This window comes from Paenibacillus sp. CB74 (genome assembly GCF_055687625.1).
The window spans coordinates 6,437,610-6,461,511 of the sequence record NZ_CM146009.1 but is presented as its reverse complement, the minus strand read 5'-3'; the positions used below and the strand labels follow the sequence as shown (position 1 = coordinate 6,461,511).

The 23,902-nt window shown below is 46.7% G+C and carries 14 protein-coding genes and 1 riboswitch; of the genes, 4 read left to right on the top strand and 10 right to left on the bottom strand.

Annotation, left to right across the window (positions count from 1 at the left end; genetic code table 11):
- Window positions 1–19: 19 nt before the first annotated feature.
- From ACX9NY_RS28390 to ACX9NY_RS28380, 3 genes are all read right to left on the bottom strand, one after another.
- Complete coding sequence (locus ACX9NY_RS28390) at window positions 20–1,054, bottom strand: cytochrome d ubiquinol oxidase subunit II (RefSeq protein ID WP_339237744.1); 1,035 nt, start codon at window positions 1,052–1,054, stop codon at window positions 20–22.
- Window positions 1,051–2,397, bottom strand: a complete 1,347-nt coding sequence (locus ACX9NY_RS28385; RefSeq protein WP_339237746.1) for a cytochrome ubiquinol oxidase subunit I — start codon at window positions 2,395–2,397, stop codon at window positions 1,051–1,053. Before ACX9NY_RS28385 ends, ACX9NY_RS28390 begins: the two co-directional genes overlap by 4 nt.
- Window positions 2,398–2,781: 384 nt before the next feature.
- Window positions 2,782–5,628, bottom strand: a complete 2,847-nt coding sequence (locus tag ACX9NY_RS28380) for an ATP-binding protein (RefSeq protein WP_472476358.1) — start codon at window positions 5,626–5,628, stop codon at window positions 2,782–2,784.
- A 345-nt stretch (window positions 5,629–5,973) separates the two neighbouring features.
- Between ACX9NY_RS28380 and ACX9NY_RS28375 the strand changes: the two genes are divergently transcribed.
- On the top strand, window positions 5,974–6,672 hold the full coding sequence (locus ACX9NY_RS28375) for a response regulator transcription factor (RefSeq protein ID WP_472476356.1): 699 nt from the start codon (window positions 5,974–5,976) through the stop codon (window positions 6,670–6,672).
- A 48-nt stretch (window positions 6,673–6,720) separates the two neighbouring features.
- On the opposite strand, the gene ACX9NY_RS28370 is transcribed toward ACX9NY_RS28375, so the two are convergent.
- Window positions 6,721–7,140 carry a hypothetical protein gene (locus ACX9NY_RS28370; RefSeq protein WP_472476354.1) on the bottom strand — a complete coding sequence of 140 codons (420 nt, stop codon included), beginning with the start codon at window positions 7,138–7,140 and terminating at the stop codon, window positions 6,721–6,723.
- A gap of 242 nt (window positions 7,141–7,382) precedes the next feature.
- Between ACX9NY_RS28370 and ACX9NY_RS28365 the strand changes: the two genes are divergently transcribed.
- The 3 genes from ACX9NY_RS28365 to ACX9NY_RS28355 all read left to right on the top strand — a co-directional run bounded on the left by ACX9NY_RS28365 (window position 7,383) and on the right by ACX9NY_RS28355 (window position 11,357).
- Window positions 7,383–8,525: a virulence factor gene (locus ACX9NY_RS28365; RefSeq protein ID WP_472476352.1), complete on the top strand. Its 1,143-nt coding sequence runs from the start codon at window positions 7,383–7,385 to the stop codon at window positions 8,523–8,525.
- Window positions 8,526–8,672: 147 nt separating this feature from the next.
- Window positions 8,673–8,888, top strand: a riboswitch (Lysine riboswitch).
- A gap of 116 nt (window positions 8,889–9,004) precedes the next feature.
- A complete protein-coding gene (locus ACX9NY_RS28360) occupies window positions 9,005–10,483 on the top strand; it encodes an amino acid permease (RefSeq protein ID WP_472476350.1) in 1,479 nt (492 codons plus the stop codon).
- Window positions 10,484–10,715: 232 nt separating this feature from the next.
- Window positions 10,716–11,357 carry a class D sortase gene (locus tag ACX9NY_RS28355; protein ID WP_472476348.1) on the top strand — a complete coding sequence of 214 codons (642 nt, stop codon included), beginning with the start codon at window positions 10,716–10,718 and terminating at the stop codon, window positions 11,355–11,357.
- Window positions 11,358–11,497: 140 nt separating this feature from the next.
- Here ACX9NY_RS28355 and ACX9NY_RS28350 read toward each other — a convergent pair whose 3' ends face one another.
- From ACX9NY_RS28350 to ACX9NY_RS28325, 6 genes are all read right to left on the bottom strand, one after another.
- On the bottom strand, window positions 11,498–16,021 hold the full coding sequence (locus tag ACX9NY_RS28350; RefSeq protein ID WP_472476346.1) for a collagen binding domain-containing protein: 4,524 nt from the start codon (window positions 16,019–16,021) through the stop codon (window positions 11,498–11,500).
- A 163-nt stretch (window positions 16,022–16,184) separates the two neighbouring features.
- Window positions 16,185–17,312, bottom strand: coding sequence for a transglutaminase domain-containing protein (locus tag ACX9NY_RS28345; RefSeq protein WP_339237762.1), 1,128 nt, complete (start codon window positions 17,310–17,312; stop codon window positions 16,185–16,187).
- 198 nt (window positions 17,313–17,510) lie between these two features.
- On the bottom strand, window positions 17,511–19,898 hold the full coding sequence (locus ACX9NY_RS28340; RefSeq protein ID WP_472476344.1) for an S-layer homology domain-containing protein: 2,388 nt from the start codon (window positions 19,896–19,898) through the stop codon (window positions 17,511–17,513).
- Between the two features lie 224 nt (window positions 19,899–20,122).
- The gene (locus tag ACX9NY_RS28335) at window positions 20,123–21,049 is read right to left on the bottom strand and encodes an alpha/beta hydrolase (RefSeq protein WP_472476343.1); all 927 of its coding nucleotides are present in this window, start codon (window positions 21,047–21,049) and stop codon (window positions 20,123–20,125) included.
- Between the two features lie 166 nt (window positions 21,050–21,215).
- The gene (locus ACX9NY_RS28330; protein ID WP_339237768.1) at window positions 21,216–21,842 is read right to left on the bottom strand and encodes a bifunctional 4-hydroxy-2-oxoglutarate aldolase/2-dehydro-3-deoxy-phosphogluconate aldolase; all 627 of its coding nucleotides are present in this window, start codon (window positions 21,840–21,842) and stop codon (window positions 21,216–21,218) included.
- Between the two features lie 248 nt (window positions 21,843–22,090).
- A complete protein-coding gene (locus ACX9NY_RS28325; RefSeq protein ID WP_445252847.1) occupies window positions 22,091–23,161 on the bottom strand; it encodes a glycosyltransferase in 1,071 nt (356 codons plus the stop codon).
- Window positions 23,162–23,902: the final 741 nt, after the last annotated feature.

Sequence of the window (23,902 nt, the reverse complement as noted above, 5' to 3'; positions counted from 1 at the left end):
TTCAGCAGCATGAACAGACTCATCCTTTCTTTTTACCAGAATTACCACGTACATAATTGGCATCGAACAGGAACAGCTTCATAATCAGCACAAGCGACGGAATCAGCACGAGCAGCCCCAGGCTGAACGCCGTAATCAGTGCAATCCCCATCGTACGATTAGTAAAGCTGTCATAGATATTAATGTAGGGATACAGGATATACGGAAGGTGGGATCGCCCGTAACCATACCAGGCAAAGGCAAACTGAAGCATGACAGCGATAAAACACCAGCCCAGATATTTGCGTTTCCACACCAGCGACACCGCAATGACAAAACAGATAAACGAAGCAATGAACATCCATGAGATATTCACCATCTGCTCAAAATGTGCGGGATTCTGTTTGTTAATCTGCAGAAATGCCAGAAAACTCGCAAAAATGGTGGGCAAGCTCCACAGCAATGCATACTCTCGAAGCACCTCAAATGCCGGCTCATCCCCTGCCCTTTTTGCATAATAGGAAAGAAACATCGCCGAGATGTACAGCACACTGACCAGTGCAAGCAAAACAACCGACCAAGTATAGGGATTCGTCAAAAATTCACGCCAGCGAAAAAACACCTCTTCGCCAACCTGCTCAATGATTCCACCCTCGGATATCGCCAAAATGGTGGAGAATACCGCCGGAATAAGCAAGCCCGTCGCTCCGTACAATGCCATGTAGATCCGGCTGTTCTCCCCATGGTTGCCATAAGTATTGTAGGCATAATACACCCCCCGGATGGCAAGCAGTACAATGGCCAAAGAACCCGGAACCAGCAAAGCAGTCCCATAGTAGAAGGCGCTGTCCGGATAAAACCCGACCAAGCCGACCACAAAAAAGATCAGAAACACATTCGTCACTTCCCACACGGGAGACAGGTAGCGCTGAATGATGTTATGAATTTTGTTCTCGTGCCCGGTCAAAATGCTGTAAAAGCTGAAGAACCCAGCACCAAAATCAATTGAAGCGACAATCAGGTAACCGAACAAAAACGTCCACAATATCGCAATGCCTGCAATTTCGAAACTCAATGCACTATCCCTCCTTCAAGCCCCAGAGACGCCAGTTCCTTCTCTGCTTCCTTGTTGCGGAACAGCTTGCTGAGCACTCGAATGCACGAGAAACATAGAATCAGATACAGTAAAATAAACAACACCAGCATCCATCCTACCGAAGTCGACGTCGTGGCTGCTTCCGACACCTTCATATACCCGCGTAAAATCCAAGGCTGTCTGCCAACTTCAGCGAACATCCACCCCAGCTCGATTGCAATCATGGCCAGAGGACCCAGCAAGACAATGCCGAGCAACAGCCATTTGGGATATGGCTTGCGCCCTGGCAACCACCGACGCAGTACATATAACACAGGAATCATCAGGATGATCACTCCGGTTGTGACCTTCAGGTCGAACATATAATGAATGGACAGTGGTGGCCTCAGATCCGCTGGATATTCTTCGAGACCTTTCACTTCCGTATCAGGACGATTCCCCGCCAAAATGCTGAGTGCATAAGGAATCTCAATGGCGTATTTTACTTCATTGTTCTCATCCAAAATGCCCCCATAGACAAGCGGTGCCTCTTTCATCGTCTTGAAATGCCATTCTGCGGCAGCCAGCTTCTCCGGCTGATATTTCGCCAGGAATTTACCGGAAGAGTCCCCGATCATGACGGTACTGATGGCAAAGACAAGCGCAGATACCGTCGTGAGTTTTAGTGCTTTTTTGTAATACACATGATCCCGTCCCCGAAGCAAACTGAAGGCGGCTATCCCCGCCAGGATACCTGCACTTAGAGTGTAGGATGAGGCGAGTACATGGGACACCTTGGTTGGTGTTGCCGGATTCAACATGGCAGCAATCGGATGAATGTCCTTCATGATGCCATTAATCAGGGTGAACCCCTGAGGCTGATTCATGAAGGAGTTCACCGTCGTAATGAAAATCGCAGAGGCAGATGAACCAAGAGCTACCGGAATCAACAACAGCATATGCGTGTATTTTTTTTTGAAACGATCCCATGTATAGAGGTAAATTCCCAGAAAGATCGCCTCGATAAAAAAGGCAAACGTCTCCATAAACAGTGGCAGGGCAATGGCCTGACCCGCTACCCGCATAAACATCGGCCACAGCAGACTAAGCTGTAATCCGATCGAGGTGCCTGTAACGACACCAACGGCAACGGTGATGACAAAACCTCGTGCCCACCGACGTGCCAGCAAGGTGTAATGCATATCATTGGTTCGTAGTCCTCGCCACTCGGCCAAAGCAATCATAAGGGGAACGCCTACACCGATAGAGGCAAAAATAATGTGTACGAACAGGGTCAGGCCGGTTAGTATCCGGCTGAGCAAAACAGGGTCCAGGGATGACATGGTTACACTCCTCTTTCACATAATCGTTATGTACGACAGCAGTTACTCTGCTTGAACGTGTATCTCAATAACTCATGATTCGGATGATGCTTTTCACAACGGCATACAGCACAACCACAGCGGCAACCAGACAGACGATGATGAGTGTTTTCTCTTGTTTACGGAACATATTCCTGCCGTCCTCCTTTTGCATGGGATGCAAATTATGGCTCTATAGACAGTTTGCAAAAGAAGTTGTTTTTTTATCCGGGAAAATTGAAAAACAAAAAAAGCCTTTCCCTTTATCACGCTTACGCGCTCAAGGGCAAAGGCTCTATTCCTAGGAATCATAATTAAATATGGATCATTAAGAAGTGAGACATATCTCTTCATCCATCATTGCATTCAAACCAATACATCCTGCTTGGGCAGTCTTACCTTGAATGTACTTCCCTTGCCCGGTGCAGATATAAAGGTCAGTGTTCCTTTGTGATCCTCTACAATTTTACGGGAAATGTACAACCCGATTCCTGTTCCACCAATCTGCCGATGGTCCGAATTATCCACTCGATAAAATTTGTTGAATAACATGTCCTTCTCTTGCTCCGCAATCCCTATTCCATAATCACGGACATCAAGACATAGCCACTCCTCTTCTTCCCATAACGTAACATCGATGCGATCGGCTCCTGGAGAATACTTGACTGCGTTGCCCACCAGATTATGCAGAACCTGAACCATCCTGTTCTGGTCCGCGTAAGCAAAAAAGTCTCCATTAAACGTATGCACGTAGATTCGTTGGGCAGACTTCATATTCCACTGTTCAGCAACCCCTTCTACCAACTCAACCAGCGGTACATACGTCATATGGTAAGTCATGCCCTCATTATCGAGGCGCTGAATATCGAGTACATCATCGAGCAGACTGCTGAGCCGCTTGCCCTCGGAAGCGATCGTCTGCATGAATTCCTGCTGCTGAGCTGCTGGAAGGTCGTACATCATCATGAGTTCCACATACCCCATAATGGTGGCTACAGGCGTTCGAAGCTCATGAGATACCACGCTGATCAGTTCATTCTTCATCCGATCCAGCCGTTCTTCTCCCGTCCGGTCCCGGAAGACCAGCAGAAAGCCATGGTTTTTCCCCGGTACATCCATCTGCTTCATATATAACGAGAATACACTTTTCTCCGCATTGTTAAATATAAATTCAGTCTCAATAAATGCTGTTTCACCATCCAGAAATGCTTTGGTCTGTTCTAGCAGATTGAAATTATCCGTTAATACCATCGTATCAATCGCCTGCGCCAAATCTTCAATAGATCTGCCCAGAAAATCACCCAAACCAAACATCTCTTCGATCCTGCGGTTGACGATGGTTATGGTCCCTGATCGATCTGACATCACGAGCCCTTCCCGTACGGATTCAATAAATTGCTCACTGATATCTCGCTGTTCCTGAATGGCAATCTTTTCATTGAACAACTCCAGGTTCAGCTTCTCCAGCGCAAGAGCATGACGCACACGATCTTCTTCTGCTCTGGTCCGCTCCGTAATATCCTTGATAAACAAATTATATAACGTCTCATTCTTGCCAAGCTGAATTTCTACAATTTTGTACTCAATCGGAAAGACCGAACCATCCCGGCGAATCCCTGAAATTTCATCTACGATCGTATATCTCTTACCTTCAACATAATCGAATCGCTCCAACAATTTCTTGATCTCGATGCAGCTTGCCCCCTGGAAAAGAGACGGTGCTTCCTTCTGTTGGATCACTTCTTCCCGACGTAACCCAAACATTCTTTCAGCCTCTGGATTAAACTCAACGATCTGTCCATTGGAGTCCACAGCGATAATGGCATCAATAGAGGATTCAATGATTGCACGTTTGACCTCTTCACTATTCTTGAGTTCCTTGGTGCGTTCTACGACCCTGTCCTCCAGCGTTAACTTGTCATGACGAATCTGTTCGAATTGTTCCAGCAGCACATCGGCCATTTTACGCAAATTACCAATCAGGATCTGTACTTCGGTTACATGGCTGGTGGGCCACTCCAGCTTCCCGTTTCGAAACAATATTCTGGGCAGAGAACCCGTCATTCTGGTCAGTCTTAACAGTGGGCTAACGACTTTTCTACTGAGAGGAGCCGCTACAATCATAGAAGCCACAATGATGATGAACAGGGATTGCAGCGTGGTCAGATATATCGATTCAATTCGGGGGTAATACTTGGACGAGTCAGTCACAATAAATACCCGATAAGGTGTTATATTTTTCATTTTTGCTTCGTAGATAAAGATGGCTTGTCTCCAATGATTCAATACATCGCTGTAATGGATATTAGCAGAACTTTTCAGCATGAGGTTATCCTTCGACTTCAGAATATTGAACCTGTCCATGTCCAGGTACCCACCAGGCTGAAGTGTATCTAAACCAGAAGCGATGACTGTATCATTCCGATCAAGCAGTATCACATTCACACCCAATAGATGATGATAACGCGCCATATTTTGTTCCATATTCTCGGATGTAACATACTCTTCATCAAGATCCTGTACAACCGCACTCGATGCGTATTTCATCTCACGTAATATGGCATCATTCATTTGACTCAACTGTCTTTGGCTATCGGCGGATAACAATACGAGAGAAACAAATACCACGAAGGCGACTACGTATTTAAACGCAATCCTTGTGAGTGGAATGGTTCCCGTGCGTTTTAATCTTTGCTCACCCATAGTGATCCAGAAATCCACCACAATACCTGCAATTAGAGCATTCACCATGCCAATCACGGCAATATACATATACTCATACTTCAAATCTTCTATATCCAAGCCCAACACATAATGCCCGCAATAGATAACCGGAAGTAACATCACTACCCAGAAGACAGCATTTGCCTTGATTAGGCTTCCGTTCTTCCAACGAATCTGCCAACCTAGCATCCAGAGCAATTCAATGAAATGCGCCATCATTACGGTTAAATTCCGTGGCTCGAAGCCGGCAATGATGTTATTCAACAGATGGATGACTGTAAAGGTGACCAATCCATAGATAGCCCCATGCAAACGAAGAGCAATGAGTACTGCTGCGCTGCCCACCATAATTTGCACACCATAGAATAACGTCAGTGGAAAAATAGTGCTTAGTGAGCCCAGCATAATTAGTATGCAGGTCCCAATCCAGGGAATCTGCAGCTTCGAGATCACCCAATCCAGCATCTGTATCTTCTTTATATGATCCATTAGCAGTTAACCTCATGAATCATTTTTTCTTCTGTTTTCAACAACAACGTTGGTTCCCCCTATAAACTTAAGCGGATACAATCTACATTTTTTCCCCTTAACTCGTTCTGATCTATTATACTGTAATTAGTAGTTGGTGTAGATTTGGGAAATTCTGAGTCATCGGCAACCTAATTGCATTCATGCTAAGATATTGAAGCTCAATAAAAAAAGTTTATTCCTTCTCTACATATACATCCTATATTTTGGAATACAAACATTAAAAAATTTGCGGCATTTATTCGCAATTCACCTTGTTTTTTTAGTAGTTTCTTAACATATTATTTTCACCAGGAGTGTGACCCTATGACGATCAAAGTACTTCTTATAGAGGATGAGAAAAATCTGGCCGACATGATTGCTTTCTTTCTGGAAGAGGAAGGATACATCACTGAACGGGTTCAACATGCCCGCGAGGCTCTTCAACTGTTTCCACAATTCCAGCCGGATATTGTTGTAACGGATCTCATGCTTCCTGAAATGGATGGAAATGATCTCGTAGAAGCCTTTCGCCAGCACTCCACTGTGCCTATTCTGATGATCTCGGCAAGCACCATGCTGAACGATCGACTGCGCGCATTACATAATGGTGCGGATGACTTTCTGTGCAAACCATTTAGTTTGAAAGAGTTGGATGCACGGATTAAAGCACTGCTGCGAAGATCAATCATTTCCTATCAGGATAAACCGGCAAAGGAAGACAAGCAGGCAGAGGTTAATGGGCATGTGAATGTGAATGAGTACAGAAGAACCCTGTTTGTGGATGGTGTTGAAATCGAGGTCACTCATATTGAGTTTGAGATTATGAAGGAATTGTACCGAAATCCGGGTAAAGTGTTCACCCGCAATGAACTGATGGATCGAATCAAAGGCTCCGAACGCGCCTATCTGGATCGTACCATCGATGTTCATATCTCAAGTCTGCGTAAAAAAATTGAGCCTGACCCCAAGAACCCACGTTATATTAAGACGGTTTGGGGAACAGGCTATAAATATGTGATCTAATCACGATCGTAACAATTGAAGTTAAAAATCTATAGCCACATCCCTCTTTTATCTCATGGATAAGATGGGCGATATGGCTATTTCTGATTTGTGGACAGACGATGAATGAAACCAACTCTCCATTTCCTTGATGAGATGATCCGGGTCTTGCTCGTTCCAGAGAAACATCTTCATCTCACCCGTGCCTGTAATCTGTTGCAGGTGTCGCTTCCGAATGAGGGATTTGAAATCAGTAATGACCAGTAATGGAAGTTGTGGCATAAAAGCCCGAATGGCATTTGCTGCTGACACCGCTTCTTCGGCAATCTGATAATCAACAATACAATACCGGGCATTTTCCCAACTTCCCCGATGTGTTTCTATCGCAGAACCAGATGTTGAGTCCTCCATCCAGTTCCTGAACAATTGAATAATATTCTCATATGCAATACGACGTTTACCATCCGAGAGCACAGTAATGGGTTCCATAAGTATAACCTCCAGTTGTTTCTTCCTATTATTGTGCCAATTTTCGTTTAAAAATGTTTGTGAGTGAACATGAAAGAAGTGTTAACAAATTTCGCACTTCTTCACACTAAGTGTCAGATATGCCCATATCGCTTCTGGATAATTTCGCAGATTCCACACATTGATGTAAAATAGAGAAATACCCGTGTGATTTAATTAACGGGAGGTTAAGGATGAATTTGGTATTATAGGAGGTTACACTGATGAATATTGTTTCCATTGAACCAACACCGAGTCCAAATACGATGATGCTGCATCTCGATGAACGTCTGGAGGACGGAATTCGCAGAACATATACACTGGACAACGAACGATCCGCCCCGGCGTTCATTCGCCAGATGCTTCATATTCCCGGCGTGAAGAGTGTATTTCACACGACCGACTTCGTGGCGCTTGATCGCAAAGGAAACGCAGACTGGTCTGTCATTCTGGGCGAAGTCCAGAATCGTCTCGGACAGGAAGGCATCAACCTGGACTGGATTGAGTCTGAGGACGGATCTGGCGAACACTTCGGAGAAGCACAGGTATTCGTTCAGTTCTTTAGAGGGGTACCCATGCAAATCAGGGTTAAGGCCGGAGCCAAAGAAGAACGAATCTCGCTGTCAGATCGTTTTGTCAAAGCCGTTACCGAAGTTGCCAGTGCAACCATGATCAAAGAACGTAAACTGAGTGATTACGGCGTTCGTTACGGCGAATTGCCGGACATCGCACGCGAAGTTGAGCAGGAGCTGGAAGCGGCCTATCCGCCAGAACGACTGGAGCAGGTCATCCAACAGGCGATTGAACATGGTACCAACTCCGAAGAATTTATTGAGCATCGTCGCGAACTGGATGGTGCCGAACTCGAAGAGGCCTTGCGTAACAGTGACTGGAATGTTCGCTATGCTGCCTTGGACGGCATGGAGCCTACAGCAGAAAGATTGCCGCTTGTAGCTCAAGCTCTGCATGATGACAAAATGCAGATCCGGCGTTTGGCCGTGGTATACCTGGGTGACATTCGTACACCGGAAGCAATGGAACTGCTGTATGAAGCGCTCCAGGACAGTTCACCTGCGGTACGCCGTACGGCCGGGGATACCTTGTCTGATATCGGCGATCCTGCCGCCACACCAGCCATGACAGCAACATTATCGGATAAAAGTAAACTTGTCCGCTGGCGTGCTGCACGTTTTCTATATGAGGTCGGTACAGAAGAAGCAGAGCAAGCATTGCGAGTTGCAGCCGATGATCCCGAATTCGAAGTCAGCCTGCAAGCCAAGATGGCTCTGGAACGAATCGAATCCGGCGAACAAGCTGCCGGAACGGTATGGCAACAGATGGCCGGCCGCAACAAAAAAGAGGAATAGTCGTCCCTCAAACCTCACATCCAACAATTGTTATTGCACTGGAAAAGCACGCGCGTTATACTGGTTGTCTGTTTACTAAACTGAACACACCGTGTTAAGTTGTGTTGTTCATAATTTCATAGACAATAGATACACCTCATCCATGAATGGTGAGGTAGAGGTCGCGGGTGCGATCAGTACGCTGAAGGAGGCGCTAAGGAGCCGCTTATGAGATCAGCCGAAAGGTGCACCCGCCGAAGCTTACTGGACGTTCCTTATACGGTCCGGTGGGCTGGGGCTGCTGTCGAAAGGCGCAGAACTGTCACGGAAGTACATTTCCTTTGTATAAAGGTATGAATTCTTCTGTGTTGAGCTATCTTAATCATCTGGGACATGGTGCGGACATTGAAATATTAAAGACCGCAGGCTGATGCCTGTGGTCTTTTTGTTTAGGAAGCAATTATCGCAAACATCAGTATATCGAATGAAGGAGTGTTTCCATGCAAGACCGCAGTAACCCAACAACAACCAGACCTTCCCTGAAAAAAGGATTACGCGCACGCCATATGACGATGATCGCTCTCGGTGGCTCAATTGGGACCGGGCTGTTTCTCGCAAGTGGTACCGCCATCTCAACCGCAGGCCCTGGCGGGGCATTAATTGCCTACGCGGCCGTTGGCATCATGGTCTATTTCCTCATGACCAGCCTTGGTGAGCTTGCTACCTTTATGCCGGACTCCGGTTCATTTAATACGTATGCCGCACGTTTTGTCGATCCCGCCCTCGGGTTCGCCATGGGCTGGAACTTCTGGTATAACTGGGCGGTAACCATCGCAGCAGAGCTTGCTGCCGCAACAGTGCTCATTAAATACTGGTTCCCCGACAGTTCGTCCATGTTATGGAGCTTACTGTTCCTCGTGCTGATCTTTGCCTTGAATGTCCTGTCCGTCAAAGGATATGGGGAGTCCGAGTACTGGTTCGCCATTATCAAGGTAGCTACCGTTATTATCTTCCTGGCCGTTGGTGTGCTTATGATCTTTGGTATTATGGGCGGAGAAGCCGTTGGTTTCAGCAACTTCACCATCGGTGATGCACCCATTCATGGCGGATTCTTCGCCGTGTTAGGCGTATTCATGGCTGCGGGATTCTCATTCCAGGGTACCGAGCTTATCGGAGTAGCCGCCGGGGAAAGTGAGAATCCGCGCGAAAATGTACCTCGTGCCATTCGGCAGGTATTCTGGCGCATTCTGATTTTTTACATTTTGGCGATTACCGTGATCAGTCTGATCATCCCGTATACTCATCCGAATCTGCTCAAAGGAGATCTGGAAAATATCGGGGTCAGCCCGTTCACACTGGTGTTTGAAAAAGCAGGACTCGCCATTGCGGCTTCCGTCATGAATGCCGTTATTCTAACTTCCGTACTCTCTGCCGGAAACTCAGGCATGTATGCTTCAAGCCGGGTTCTCTATGCCCTTGCCCGAGACGGTAAAGCGCCTCGGTTCCTCGGTAAGCTGAACAAAAAAGGCATTCCCATGAATGCCTTGCTGCTTACCACAGCCGTTGGCATGTTGGCATTTCTTGCCTCCCTGTTCGGCGATGGCATAGTGTATACCTGGTTGCTGAATGCATCCGGTATGTGTGGTTTTATTACTTGGCTAGGTATCGCTATCAGTCATTATCGCTTCCGTCGTGCATACGTTGCACAAGGCAGGGACCTAAGCGATCTGCCTTACCGGGCACGTTGGTTCCCGTTTGGGCCGATCTTTGCCTTTGTCCTGTGTATTATCGTGATTATTGGACAGAACTATCAGGCATTTACGGGTGACGAGATCGACTGGAGTGGAGCCATCGTTGCCTATCTGAGCGTCCCCCTGTTCCTCGTGTTGTGGCTTGGTTACAAATCGATCAAAAAAACCAAAGTGGTGCCGCTGAAGGAATGTGATTTCACACCTACCGATGCACCAAGTAACAAATAGTAGCTCCAACGTACTATCATCTACAGATACAATTGACTTTATATCATAAAACCTCCCCGTGGCGTTGCAGTTTTCATTCTGTAGCGATACGGGGAGGTTTTTTGGTGACGGCCCCTTCGAACCTTCCTGTACCTCTTCGTCCTTTCGTCTCCTGTCCATATTTTGTATAGGTCTGTAAGTAAAAATAGATAAAGGTATACTATTTTTCTTGAACAACGGGAGTTGATGCATAATGAAAAAATTCTCTATCCTGCTCATTCTGCTGGGCATGCTGATCATCAGCTTTCCTTTCCTGCGGGAAACGTATTATGACTGGCAGCAAACCCGTGTGATGAACGATCTGGAGCAATTGCAAGACGGCTTGTCCAAGCTGAATCACGCCTTCGAACAAGGCATACAGGATACAGCTTCCGCCGAGCCGACTACTGAAAATACAGAACCAGTGCAAGAGACATCGTCGAATACGTTGGGTGTACTATCGATTGACAAGATTGATGTCCACTTACCGATTCTGGAAGGTGCCACAGAAGCAAACATGAAGGTAGCTGCAACCCATCTTGTCGAAACCACTAAGATTGGGAACAAAGGTAATGCCGCCATTGCCGCTCATCGCGCGCACAAAAAAGGACGACTGTTCAATCGCTTGGGAGAACTACAGATTGGCGATTTAATGGAAGTCACTTTGGCAGATCGAAGAATTATTCAATATAAGGTAGATCAAATATCTGTTGTGGAGCCAAATGACTTATCTGTGCTGGAAGATCCCGGACTTGGACAGGTCCTTACCTTGATTACCTGTGATCCACTCGTCAATCCAACACATCGGCTAATTGTAAGAGCTATTGAGGTGAATCCGGAGGTTGCCGGATTTTGATCCTCCCTCAGGTTCAGCAGAAATAAAACACCCTCTAGTATATTCACACCGTGACTCTGGGTCACTTGTGAAGCTAGAGGGTGTTTTTTATCTGTTTTATCTGAAAATGATCTATTCCTGTATTACGTGCTGCGTGCGATCTAACGCTGAAGCAGTTGTCTACGTCGGAAGTAAACGTATCCCACACTACCCAATGCCATGAGCATCATGCCTGCCACAGTGAAAGCCCATGTGCTCTCTTCGCCTGTCTTCGGCAGCATTCCCTGTGATGCAGAGTTTCCGGTCTGCTGTGATGCAGAATTCCCAGTCCCCTGCGATCCATCTGTATCCGTTCCCGCAGAAGGTGCCAATGCGCTATCCCCATCCGCTGTATCTGTATCCCCCGCTGGAGGTGCAGTGTCGTCACCGTTGGAGACGCCAGGCGAAGGAGGAGTTACTCCGTTATCTTCATCTGTTGGAAGCTCGGTTCCGTCTCCAGGTTCAGTAGGTCCAGTAACCACTGTACCTGGGACAGACGTTCCTGGTTTTTCTGGTCCCGGTGTTACTGGTTTCTCCGGATCTGGTGTTACACCCGTAGTAGGTGTCCCCGGATTATAAGGTCCACTCGATCCACCGCCCGATACCGGGATAGCCTGATTTGTTTTTTCTACAACTATGGCTTCGGTTTGTATGTTCGTAATTTCAAATGGTACAGGTGTTGTGTCCAAGATATATCCGTTAGGTGCTTTTATTTCGACCAACTGATATTTATTGACATCCAGGTCTTTAAGTACAATTTCACCTTGCTGATTGGTTGTCAGTGTGGCTTCATCCAGACCTGTTACCTTGTGGAACTCCCAATTCCCATTTGCATCCATCAATGCAGTTTGAGCCCGTAATTCAAACACTGCACCTTGTAGATGCTGAGTTCGACCCGCATTGGTTTTAATCAATTTCACGGAACGATTATTTTCTTTATTTTCAATAGTCAATTGCGTTTCCGGTTGGATAATAGATACAAGCGTCTCCGGCTGTTCAATGACAAAACCTTCTGCCTTGGTCTCTACCAATGTATATGAACCATAGGTTAATCCATCGAATTCAATGACCCCGTTCAGATCCGTTACTTTCGTATCGATGATCGCATTGGAGTGATCACGCAATTCGAATTCAATTCCACTTAATACGGACTGATCCTTCGCATTGACTTTGGTAACGACAAGTTTGCCACCTGCCCCTATGGCATTCGACTTCGTCAGTGTAATAATCTGAGTCTGATTCTCTACGATGGTGAAGGGAATCGGGGTAGCATCCAACTGATAAAACTCGGGTGCCACAACCTCTACCAATTCATAATCCCCAGGTAAGAGATCACCTTTGGCGATTTTCCCATCTTCCCCTGTCGTCAACTCGTCTATTTTCTCTCGGGTTGCGCCATTGTTCAAGTACAATTCAAAGGTTGCACCCTGGAGCTTCTTGGATGATTCAATGGCATCTACCTTAGTTAATTCGAAGCCTTGTCGAATCTTTTTATTTTCAATGTCAAAGGCAATATCCGCATCCTTGAATTCAATCGTTTTACCTGAGGCAGAGCCATACTCTGGATCAACCATGTATCCTGCCGGTGCAGATAATTCTTTTAACTTATAAGGTATACCGTTGGTTAGATTGTTTAATCGATAGTTTCTGGAGCTTTCAACCACACCATTCTCGTCCGTTGGTTTCAATGTTTCCAGGAGCGTAGTTCCAGACGCATTATAGATTGCGAATATGGCTCCTTCCAGTGGAAGCCCAGTATCACTGACTTTGTGGATTCTAATCTTGCCCAGACCAGTAGAGGCTCCTCCACCCGCTCCAGCCAATGAAACTTTGATACCCACCTGATTGCCTTCTCCCACCACTGAGGAGGACTGACCTGCAAATTCAACTTTATTCTCAATTCGGGCGCCATGATCGGCATTAATATAGGACTGATATTCTAGAATGAATGCCGTATGGATATCTTTATTGAAGGTGAGGGTAAATGTATTACCTTCAACGGTCAATTCATAATCTGCCGGATCAACCAGTCCAGCTTTGTTGGATACATTGCCTGAATTGTTGGCAGGCAGGTTCGTTGCATATAATTTTAAGGAGTCCGCCAATAAAATTTGATTCTCCGACAAGGTATCTGTTAATGATGTACCCGCTGGAACATAAGATTGACTTGGATTGATATTTACCGTCCATGATGCTTTATCCGTTGTACCGATCTGTTGACCTGTTTTTTGTACATACACACCACCGTGAGCTGGCGTGACGCTCGCTGATCTGTTAAAGCGCTCTTCACCGCCCTCACCATCGGTTAGTACAGCCTGGTTGGCATACGTGCCTTCGACGGAATAAGGTCCATCCAGGCTCGTTTGATACTGAATGCGATAAGCTGCTTTGCCGATGTTCCCCAGATCCAATGTAAAACCTTTACCGTCCGGGTTCAGCTGGAATTGACCAGGTGTGAGCGGAACCTCGCTACCTACAGCAGTAACATTATTGGCTCCCTGTAACTCTAACTCATGAACTTTTAATGAACCGTCTACAAAAGATTGGTTACCCGTGTAGGCATCCTTAAGGATAGCCTCCTGAATATCAAACAAGTTGTAGTTTACATCAATTGTCCACGTGATCGTTTTGTCTTTGGCGCTGTATTCGCCCTTTTTGTTACCATTTTGAATGGTGTACTCTTGCGGTTTGACCATAGCCGACTTGGTAATCGCAGTCTGTGCTACATTGGACTCTTTCCAATCGACCTTGGCCGAGTTGCGATATTCATTATCCGTTGGCATACCTGCCGTCGGATCAAAGCTTGTCGTATAGGTAATGACATGTTCCGTGTTAATGGTAACGCCGTCCTTTAGGCGAACAGAGAATCCTTTTTCATACGTTGGATCAGCCGGGTCTGGAGTCAATTCGAAGTCGTCTTTGTTAACCCCACTCACTTGAAGACTACCCGGAATCAGCTTCATGTGTCTGCCTTCGTAATTGTCGGTAATGACGATATCCGTCATGTCCTGCAAATCACGGTTCAAAACTATCTGCCATTCGATTTCTTTGGTGTTGAAGTTTTCACTTTTTACGCTTTTGGCAAAAATGACTTCCCGAATGTCTTTCCGGCCTGTTTTGGAAGTGCCATCATACATGTTCACTGTGTTCGTAATGGTGTCATTCGTATAAACACGATGAATGGATTGTGTATCATATTCGATCTCATAGGCCTTGTTAATGTCGTTCTTAAAATGTAATCTGAAGCCATCATCGAACCCTGTACCCACCGCTTCAAGTGTGTATTCATTCGGATTCACCAGCGTTCTGTTCGAAGCCGCTCCGCTCGCATTAATATCCACCTGGTATACGTTGACGGAATTGTTGATCAGTTGCTGTTTGGCCGTATCAAAACGGTCTTCAATCCATGCATTCGCTTGCATGATTTCTTGCTGATTGTAGTTATATTGCACTTTCCATGTGATTGTCTGTGTCACCGGATCATACGCACTATCTTGGCCGGACTTGTTCAAAGGCTCGTTAAAACTCACACGAACTCGGCCAATATCCGTCTCGTTATGCTCGCTCTGATCCGTTGTAAGCGCAACCTGGTTTTGAAACTCCACATTGGTGAACGGAGCAGTGGTTGGTGCTTTAACACTTGTCGTATAGGTTACACGATAGGCCTTATCCGTGTCTCCCAATACAATTGGAAACTGTGGTTCCGTTTGAACTATTGGACCTTCTTTTACAGATCCATTCAATTGCACTTCCAATTCACGAATTTCGATATTGCCCTTGAGTTCAAGGTTTGTTGGCAATGTATCTGTAAGAAACGCATTTTTCAAAGCCTTCTCGCCTTGGTTAAAATCTACAGTCCATTTAATTTCATCCGAGTTGAAATTGTCTTTGTTTGCGCTTCCCGATTTCTTCAATTTATCTACGGCTGTGTTGGCAAAATGCACATTAATGATGCCCTGCCCCACAGAGCTAAAGTCTATCTGTTGTTTCAATCCATCTTCCATCTTGCTCTCATCAAACTTAATCCACACGTAGAAGTTGCCTTCCAACTGCGCATGCTCGATCAGTTCGTTAAAGGTAAAGATGATTGTGCCATCTGGATTCACCACATACTCCCCAACACCGCCATCCAGATCGCCCTTAAGCTGTGATCCAATGATGAATTTATCCGGCAAGTTGAAGGTAAACGTGGAACCATCGCTGTAGTTGTGGGTGTCATTTGCAAGCCCCCATGTAAAGACGACAGCCACCTCATCCTGAATGCGTGGACGAATATCCTCAATTTTATCGCCTTTGATATCAATCGTTCCATTTCCATTATCTTGCGGTGCCTGATTGTACATCTGCACACTCGTAATTAATTGCTCTGTAATTACCGGACCTGCAGCTGCACCAAGCAGATGCATCGTATTATCCTCCTGATCTTCCGGAGTACTGACATCCTTATCTTCTTCCGGAATGGCAGGATCTTCTTTCACTTCTCCCGAACCTGCCGAACCATCTTCTACCGCTGTATCACTGATTGCACTGGCTGGCAAATTAGTTAATTCATCCTGAGCATGCATCGTTGGTGTTAATATCCAACCCTGCATCATTTGTGTGACCAGCAACAGAGCAATGATCACTATGCTCACTTTTTTCCTCATTTTTTGCATATCCTCCTCGTACGTAATGTTGGCATGCGCCGAAGAATAGAATAGCAAAGCGACATATACAAAAAATAGACAACACAAAAACACTTGTCGTTGAACACAAATTGAACGCAAAAAAGGACACTCCTCAAGCGGAGCATCCTGCTTATAACGATGTTTATAACGTCCAGTTAATTTTGACACGTAGATCTGTGGTACCTTCCATTTTGGACACATAATAAGATATCGATTTCATACCAAGCTGGTACAAATCCTGTAAATCTTCGATCAGTCCAGCCTCCGTACCCTTGTACCTGAACGTGAGCGAGGTTCCGCCTTCCTTCAGTGTACCTTGAACCTTGGTCTTCAGCGCAGCATGACCTTTAACGGCATCCTGTTCATCATACAGGGAATAGTCCAGAGCATGGTACAGCTTCTGATAAGCGGCCTTTTTGCTATCTCCGGCCTTCACGAGCTTTAATAAAGCTTCTCGATATGGGGCTGGCGCAGCAGGGTACTTGCTTTTGCCTGTCCAGATATGGTCACGTGCCATCTCATCATCACTCAGCAAATAATAGCTGTGGCTTACCTTACCTTTCCGGTCAGGAGTAGGATCATCCCAGGTGGTGTCCATGTGATACCACTTGCCGTCCAGGTTCACGATATTCCAGGCATGAAGCTGCCCGCCTGCTGTACCTTCCACAATCCGGTTATCGATGCCTACTCGCTCCAGCATTCGATAAGCCAGCAATGAGTATCCCTGACAGACGGTACTGCCTGTAACAAGCCCGTCGTAGGCCGTATATTTCTTGAGCGAAGTATCGTAGGACAGGTTAAGTACAATCCAGTCATGGATGACCTTGACCTTCTCATGATCCGTCATGCCGGGTTTGATGATTTCTTTCAACACATTCGTGACTTTACGATTCACATAATCGGTCTGTTCCTTGGTCTCCCGGTAGGAAAGCGTCACATGTACTTCGGCCGATACATTGGAGCCTTTATAATTAAATGCGTAACTTTTAACGGTATATTGGATATAGGGGTCACTCTTCATTGCCTCATCGATGGAGGTTTGTAATTGTTTTTTGAGGCCTTTCACATTGCCTTTGTATGTAAAAACAAGTTCCTCCGTCCGCTGTGACATTGCGGTAAGCAAGGTCTGGCGCAAATCCGTTGCCGTGGATATATCCGATGTCCCTGATGCAGCGTACAGTTGATCCAGATCAACCGTACGTGGTAACGCTACAGCAATCAGACAGCCTGCCAGCAGTACGGTGATAATTCGTTTCCCGTTCTTACCCATGAAAGGAACCCACCCTTCTTTGCAAAGTTCTCACGCCTTATTGTATCACAAAAGGCTCTGGCGTCATTCTAGTTTTGTAAAAGCAAATCAAAAGAGACCTTCTATGGAAGGTCCCTTTGATCTTCAATTCGTTGAATCACGAGTACCCGTTATCTTCATCCTATGATTCGGACGGGCGTAATATGTGTGATTCCTCGTCTAATACAGACGATTGCCACTCATAAACGTATCGGTCTTGCCTTGAAGTTTGGCAAGTCGTTCCAATACCTGTGAAGCTTCAGCTACCGTCACTTTGCGTGCAGGCATGAAACGTCCCTCGATCGAAGGAAGTAATCCCAGCTTCAAACTCAGGGAAACCGCCCCTTTACTCGAAATGGCACTGGCATCTGCGATATTGGGAAGATCCGATGGCAATGTGTAGAATCCGGCCAGCTTCTCATAGCGCAGTATGCGTACAAGCAGCACCGCCAATTCTTCACGGGTCATCTCTTCTTGCGGGTTCAGATTCTGTTCTGGGTCCGCTCCGGCAAGCCAGCGTTGATCGATTAACACCTTGATTGCCTTATAATAAGGGCTGTCAGGGGTCACATCAGCGTATAGCTTGTCATCTCCGTCCCCACTATAATACAGATCCATATTCGGGTTAATCGCTCTTGCCAAATAGTTAAACCAGTCTCCTCGGGTGATCACCCGATCCGGGAATACACGTCCCTGCTCATCCGCTAGCAACACGCCATGCTGTGTCATATTGCGAAGCGCATCTTCGGCCACATGGCCTGAGATATCCGTAGGTTCTGTCTTGCTTGCAGCACCTGTCTCCCCGTATTGAAGCTTCCACTCTCCCGTGTTAGCATCCAGTACTTCATAAGTGCCATAGATGGAGTTCTCATCCCGGGTTGGCATATAAGCAAGGTTAACTCCCACCGGAATAACTTGACCATTATTCAGACCATACCCGCCATAACGGGAATATGCGAGGACCAGCTTGAACTCCTCCAGATAGAGCGCCTTGGCCTCTTCATAACTGATGGCTGGCTTATCATCTGCTGGCAATTGTTCAGGCGTTGCTGCAATGCGTGTATAGAACTCGTTCACGGTTCCATCGTTCAACACCTGAACTTGTGCTGTATCATCTTTCACCGGAATTTCATTCAGATAGCGTTGGAACATAAACGTACGAGCATCGTCTACCTCAATAACGTTAGCCAATCTAAATTGCTCCGTTGCATCTGGAACTAACGCAATCACCGTGTTCATCGCCAGTTTCTCAGCCTGCTTTCGGGTAATTAATTTGCCTGTTTTCTCTTCAGTCTGCTTTTCCTGCTCTGGTCCAATGCGTTGCATCATCGTATAGCTGTAGATCTGCCCAGTCACTGCATCCACCTGTGCTGAAATATCCCGCATGAACATATAGGACGTATTGGCACTTCGATCGCTCCAGCTCAGACTCCATACCTGATTGTTCGGACTTGCAAAAAAACCTTTGCTTAACTGGCTATGCTCTAGCTTGTAACCTTTGGGAATATCAAAGTTCGTTACCACCCGATTGGCGGCCTGCTGTACATTTAATCTTGTACCATTGCTTGGAACAAAAGGCGTCACGTCCCCTTGCAACTTCGTATCCTGCTGTAAAGAATCCTCGTCCACTGCTTTGCCTGTTAATGTATTAATCCGTTCCAACGTATTGGCTTCAATCGGGACAATGCTGATATTCTTCGGTGTATATCCAAGGTAATACTGCTGACCCTGTTTGGAAGACGACCGATCTTTGGAGATATAAGCCAGCTCTACATCAAACTGTTCTTCAAACTGCTGTCTGGCCTTCTCTTCCGAAGCTGTCGGTTTCGATGAAGGATATTTAGCAGCGGTAGTACCTCGTGAGTAACCTGTCACCAAACCACTTTCATCCACATTGATGTAGACTGTCTCTGCGTCAGATAACAATCCGTCATGTTTTAACTGGTAAGCATATCGATATTCTGTTCTGCCAAACAAAGACTCTTGTTCGATGGAAGAATACAGATCTCCTAGCGGAGCATACTCCGTATCCTTCAAGCCTGGAATCGCTTGATACAACAGTGCCACGGCCTTCTCTTCGGCTTCAGCTTTCGTTAGCTTAACATCCGATCCCGAGACATGTTTATCCAGAATATCCGATGGTAGATGTACACTTAACACTTCCCCTGTGCCTGCATGTACAGTCCCACTGAATCCCGATGTATGATTGCCTTGTGTAATCTGGAATCCAATCTCCCATGCCTTGTAGTCTGGCGGTGGATAGGAATTAGGTGAATCGAATCGTGCAGATGAGATCGTTGCTTTTTTTAACAATGGAAATAATCTAAGTATATTTTCACTGGCTTGCCTGGATGAGATTTTCGCTCCCTCTGGCACGTCATTGCTGGTTGCGTCTAGTTGTTCATTTTCCCCCGTTGTTGCTTCGTTCACCTGCTCTGCTTGCGCGGCTGATGCGCTGCCTGCAAAACCTGGTGTTTGCGAAGCAAGCAGCAGTGTTGCCATCGCTGCAGTTGTTGCTTTGGTTGCGAACATTTTGATACGTACATTGAACTTCCAATTCAAACTCAAATCTGGACCTCTCCCTTCAATTTCATACAAAGAAGCATAACAAATAACCTCGCATGAATATTGCCAGTCTACTCTATGATACCATAAGCTTCCTTTTTAATCGTCTTTACCCGTCAATTTTACAATTGTGAATTTCTGCATATTGCTCATAACAGCAAAAAAACGCCAACCACGTTGGCGTTTTCTCTGTTAGCCTGCACGCTTATGTAGGCTGTTCTATCCCGTTAACTACTCGCTATAGACGAATCATTCAACTTCGCCTGACCATGAACATGGGTTTTCAGAAATGGAATAACGGTATCCCAGAAGGCAGGATCTTCCTCGGAACAACTGTGGCCTCCGCTATTAACCCATAGATGTTCCACAGGCGGATCGGCTTTGGACATAAAATATTCAAGCTCACTCGGAGGAATAAAATTATCTCCCTTGGAGTGCACCATGAGCAACGGGAGTTGCATCCCTCTGCGCCGTTCATTCAGCATCATCACCGGATCGCGCTGACGATAGGATTTCAGAGATTCACCCAGTCGCCAGAACCAGATTCTCGGAATTAACTGGGCCAGGGGAAACAGAGGCAGACGTCGGCGTCTCAGCTCCGAACTGACAATAACCTCAAATTGCGATGGCATGGAATCCGTAATTACTGCTGATACCGGAATGCCTTCCGTCACTGCAAGAATCGTACCCAGTCCACCCAGTGAATGTCCAAGCACACCGATAGCAGATGCATCAATCTCTGGCCGTGCAGACGTATACTGCAATGCCGCCAGCAGATCATCCCGGAACAGATAGGCAGATGCAGCACGAACCGGATCACTGGCCCCATGACTGCGGACATCATACATAAACAGGGCATATCCTGCTTCCCAGATCGGCCTCGCATAACGTAGAACACGAGAGCGATTGGAGCCCCAGCCATGTGCAATAATCACGAGAGGCCATGGTTTCGGAATATCAGCTCTGGCCGGGATGAACCACCCATGCACCCGACCTCCCCCACTGTCAAAGGTCACATCCTCAAATGGCATTGGAGGTGTCAGTGTGATCGGAATCTTCTTGGGTGTCTGGCTCTTTACCGCCGCCTTCCATAATCCACCTGCCGTTACTGCAGCAACGGCCAGCATGCCGCCAATCATTGTTTTAGCTTTCACAGGGCATCTCTCCTCTCCGAATTCTGGCATACATCCATCATACGACACTAGAATGAACGGCACGTTAAACGACATCGGTTCTTATGATAACGAATAATCCAGCAATTGATCTAAAGCTACCTTAATATATACCCAAATGGACATATCCCTCATCTTTCGCTGAAGTCTAAACTTCAGCTGCTTCCACAAATCTCCGTGCACATGCTGCAATCTGCTCATGATCTCCTGCTACAAGGGCTTCACGTGGTAAAAGTGCACTTCCCAGACCTACGGCAGCAGCACCTGCTGCATAATAGTCAGCAATATTCTCCAGTGTAGCGCCGCCTGTTGCCAACAGCGGGATATGGTTCAGCGGAGCTTTAATCTCCCGCAGATACGGTATGCCCAGGCTCGCCATCGGAAACAGCTTCACAACACGTGCTCCCGCCTCATGGGCTGCGACAATCTCCGTTGGTGTCATGGCTCCAGGCCAGATCTCGACACCATGTTCTACAGCATATTCAATGACAGACAGATCGACATTGGGGGACACCAGAAACTGTGCTCCTGCAGCGACCGCTTCCTTCGCCATCTGCACATTCAGTACCGTACCAGCTCCGACATAAGCCTTTCCTTCATGCCGCTCACGCCAGTCTGCAATAATATCATGTGCTCCAGGTGTGTTCAGCGTGACTTCCATCAGTCGAATTCCACCACTCGTCATGCCTTGTCCAGCTGTTACTGCCGCTTCACGGCTAATACCGCGCACAATCGCGACCAGCCTCGACTCCAATAGTACTTCCGTCAGATTCATATCCAGTTCCCCTTATTTCATCAATTCGGCAGCCGAAGACAGGTAATCATGTTCACTGCTTTTCCGTTATTCATTATTGTAAAGCATATCCTCCCCTGGATGAAATACATTAATCCATTTCCAAAGTGAATCCGTATTCAATCGATACTATGGAGTCATTGCATTGCTACGTAAAAAAACCTCTCCATGGACATGGGGATGATTCACCCATTGAATTCCACGAAAGAGGCATCATTGAGACCTTCATGCTAAGCCTTCTCCAATACGTTATCCTTCTCCAGATCTTTAAAGTAACGATCGTTATATAACATGCTCGGATGTGTTGGATGATAGGCGAGTGCGATATCATTATGTTCCCGGGCCTTGGCACGGTTACCCATCCGGTCATAACAGACACATAGTTGCAGATGCGGCATCCAGGTCCAGGCTGCTTCATTTAGCACCACCATAGGATCATCAGGACGTACTGCACGAGTCGCTTGTTCATACCAGAACAGGGCTTTGCGATAATCTTCACGGTCGGCAAAATAACCACCCAATCGACAGCAAATCTCGGCTCTTGGCAGATCATAGGCGAATGATCGGAACAACGCTGTTACTTCCTGTTCTGATCGTTTAAGTGCAGCTTCACAATCCGCAATTTTCTGGCAAGCCGCAATCTGGTCTTCCACCCAACCCAGCCCGGTGTCCAGAAACTTTTCATAGTACTTCACCGCATCCTCATGCTGTCCATGGTCCTTCAGTTCATTGCCAAAATAGTATAAGTCACGCGGTGAGAATTCCTCTCCGGTCTGTTCCCTCTTGCGATAGATACGCAGATTCCGATCGGTATACTCCTTATCTTTCTTGTGGGTAACCGCTATGTCACTATGCAGCAGATTGCCTGCTACAGCCAGATATTCATGCACCGCGCCAATCCAGCGAAATTGCCGATCTCGACGCACCAGGCGATTCCGGCGCAGACTGTAGGATACTTTGCCTTCTGCCGTAAATGACAGATTGTAATCCATTGTGACACTATCAACAGCCGGGTCCAGCGAACGTTTCAAGGCAATAAGCTTCGCCCGATCTTCCGCTTCAAATACATCGTCGGCATCCAGCCACAGAATATATTCGCTCTTCGCCTGATCGAAGGCAAAGTTGCGTGCTGCTGCAAAGTCATCCACCCATTCAAAATCAACGATACGATCCGTATATCTGGAAGCGATCTGACGGGTACGATCCGTTGAACCGGTATCAACGATCACAATCTCATCGGTAATGCCGTTGACCGAGTCCAGACATCTGGCGAGGGATGCTTCTTCATTTTTCACAATCATACAGAGCGTAATGCTGATCGTCTCTTCCCCACGTCTGGCTCTGCGGTTAAAGGCAGCTACCCCCGGCAGTTCGGACAAACGGTAGATGTGGTACGCAGGGAGATGCGTATCAACGAAAAGGCGAAAACCAAGTGCCTGCGCACGGATACAGAAATGACGATCTTCGCCCCAGAAGGATACATTCGGAATCTGGTCATAGGAAACCCCGGCGGCCAGAACATTTTTGCGAATGAGCGTACATGCCCCCAACCCTCCAACTTCGTAACAACCTGGTATCCGCAGTTGATTCAGAAAAGCAGTCGTTTGCGCGCCCTCGTCTTCCGCTTCATTTCCGGCTGAAGATTTGCCGCCTCGACGATACAAAGCATACTCATCTTGCAGCCATACCTGAGGCATTTCCCTGGCCCCCGGCTGCCACCGGGTCCAAAAGATATTGGACACGATGTCTTTGCCGCTCGATACGAGTTGTTCCAATGTCCGCGGATGCAGCACCAGATCAGAGTCTATCAAGAAAACAGCATCGTACTCGTTGTCGCGTGCATAATTCAAAATGCGGTTTTTCAGACCAGCTACACGCCAAATCTGTTCATCCTGCCAATAGTGGCCTCCCTCATCCTTGGTGTACAACCCTTTGTTGTCAGGACTATCACTGCTATGTTCATCTGCCTGAATAACCGTCCCTTCATGCTGGAGCACAAATTCACGTAATATATTCGACGCAGCTTCTTCCTCGTTATCGTC

What these genes read in the sequence shown, in the direction of transcription:
- ACX9NY_RS28385 (WP_339237746.1), bottom strand. Translation starts at nt 2,397, where the DNA reads ATGTCATCCCTGGACCCTGTTTTGCTCAGCCGGATACTAACCGGCCTG.
- ACX9NY_RS28380 (WP_472476358.1), bottom strand. Translation starts at nt 5,628, where the DNA reads ATGGATCATATAAAGAAGATACAGATGCTGGATTGGGTGATCTCGAAG.
- ACX9NY_RS28375 (WP_472476356.1), top strand. Translation starts at nt 5,974, where the DNA reads ATGACGATCAAAGTACTTCTTATAGAGGATGAGAAAAATCTGGCCGAC.
- ACX9NY_RS28370 (WP_472476354.1), bottom strand. Translation starts at nt 7,140, where the DNA reads ATGGAACCCATTACTGTGCTCTCGGATGGTAAACGTCGTATTGCATAT.
- ACX9NY_RS28365 (WP_472476352.1), top strand. Translation starts at nt 7,383, where the DNA reads ATGAATATTGTTTCCATTGAACCAACACCGAGTCCAAATACGATGATG.
- ACX9NY_RS28360 (WP_472476350.1), top strand. Translation starts at nt 9,005, where the DNA reads ATGCAAGACCGCAGTAACCCAACAACAACCAGACCTTCCCTGAAAAAA.
- ACX9NY_RS28355 (WP_472476348.1), top strand. Translation starts at nt 10,716, where the DNA reads ATGAAAAAATTCTCTATCCTGCTCATTCTGCTGGGCATGCTGATCATC.
- ACX9NY_RS28350 (WP_472476346.1), bottom strand. Translation starts at nt 16,021, where the DNA reads ATGAGGAAAAAAGTGAGCATAGTGATCATTGCTCTGTTGCTGGTCACA.
- ACX9NY_RS28345 (WP_339237762.1), bottom strand. Translation starts at nt 17,312, where the DNA reads ATGGGTAAGAACGGGAAACGAATTATCACCGTACTGCTGGCAGGCTGT.
- ACX9NY_RS28330 (WP_339237768.1), bottom strand. Translation starts at nt 21,842, where the DNA reads ATGAATCTGACGGAAGTACTATTGGAGTCGAGGCTGGTCGCGATTGTG.
- ACX9NY_RS28325 (WP_445252847.1), bottom strand. Translation starts at nt 23,161, where the DNA reads ATGATTGTGAAAAATGAAGAAGCATCCCTCGCCAGATGTCTGGACTCG.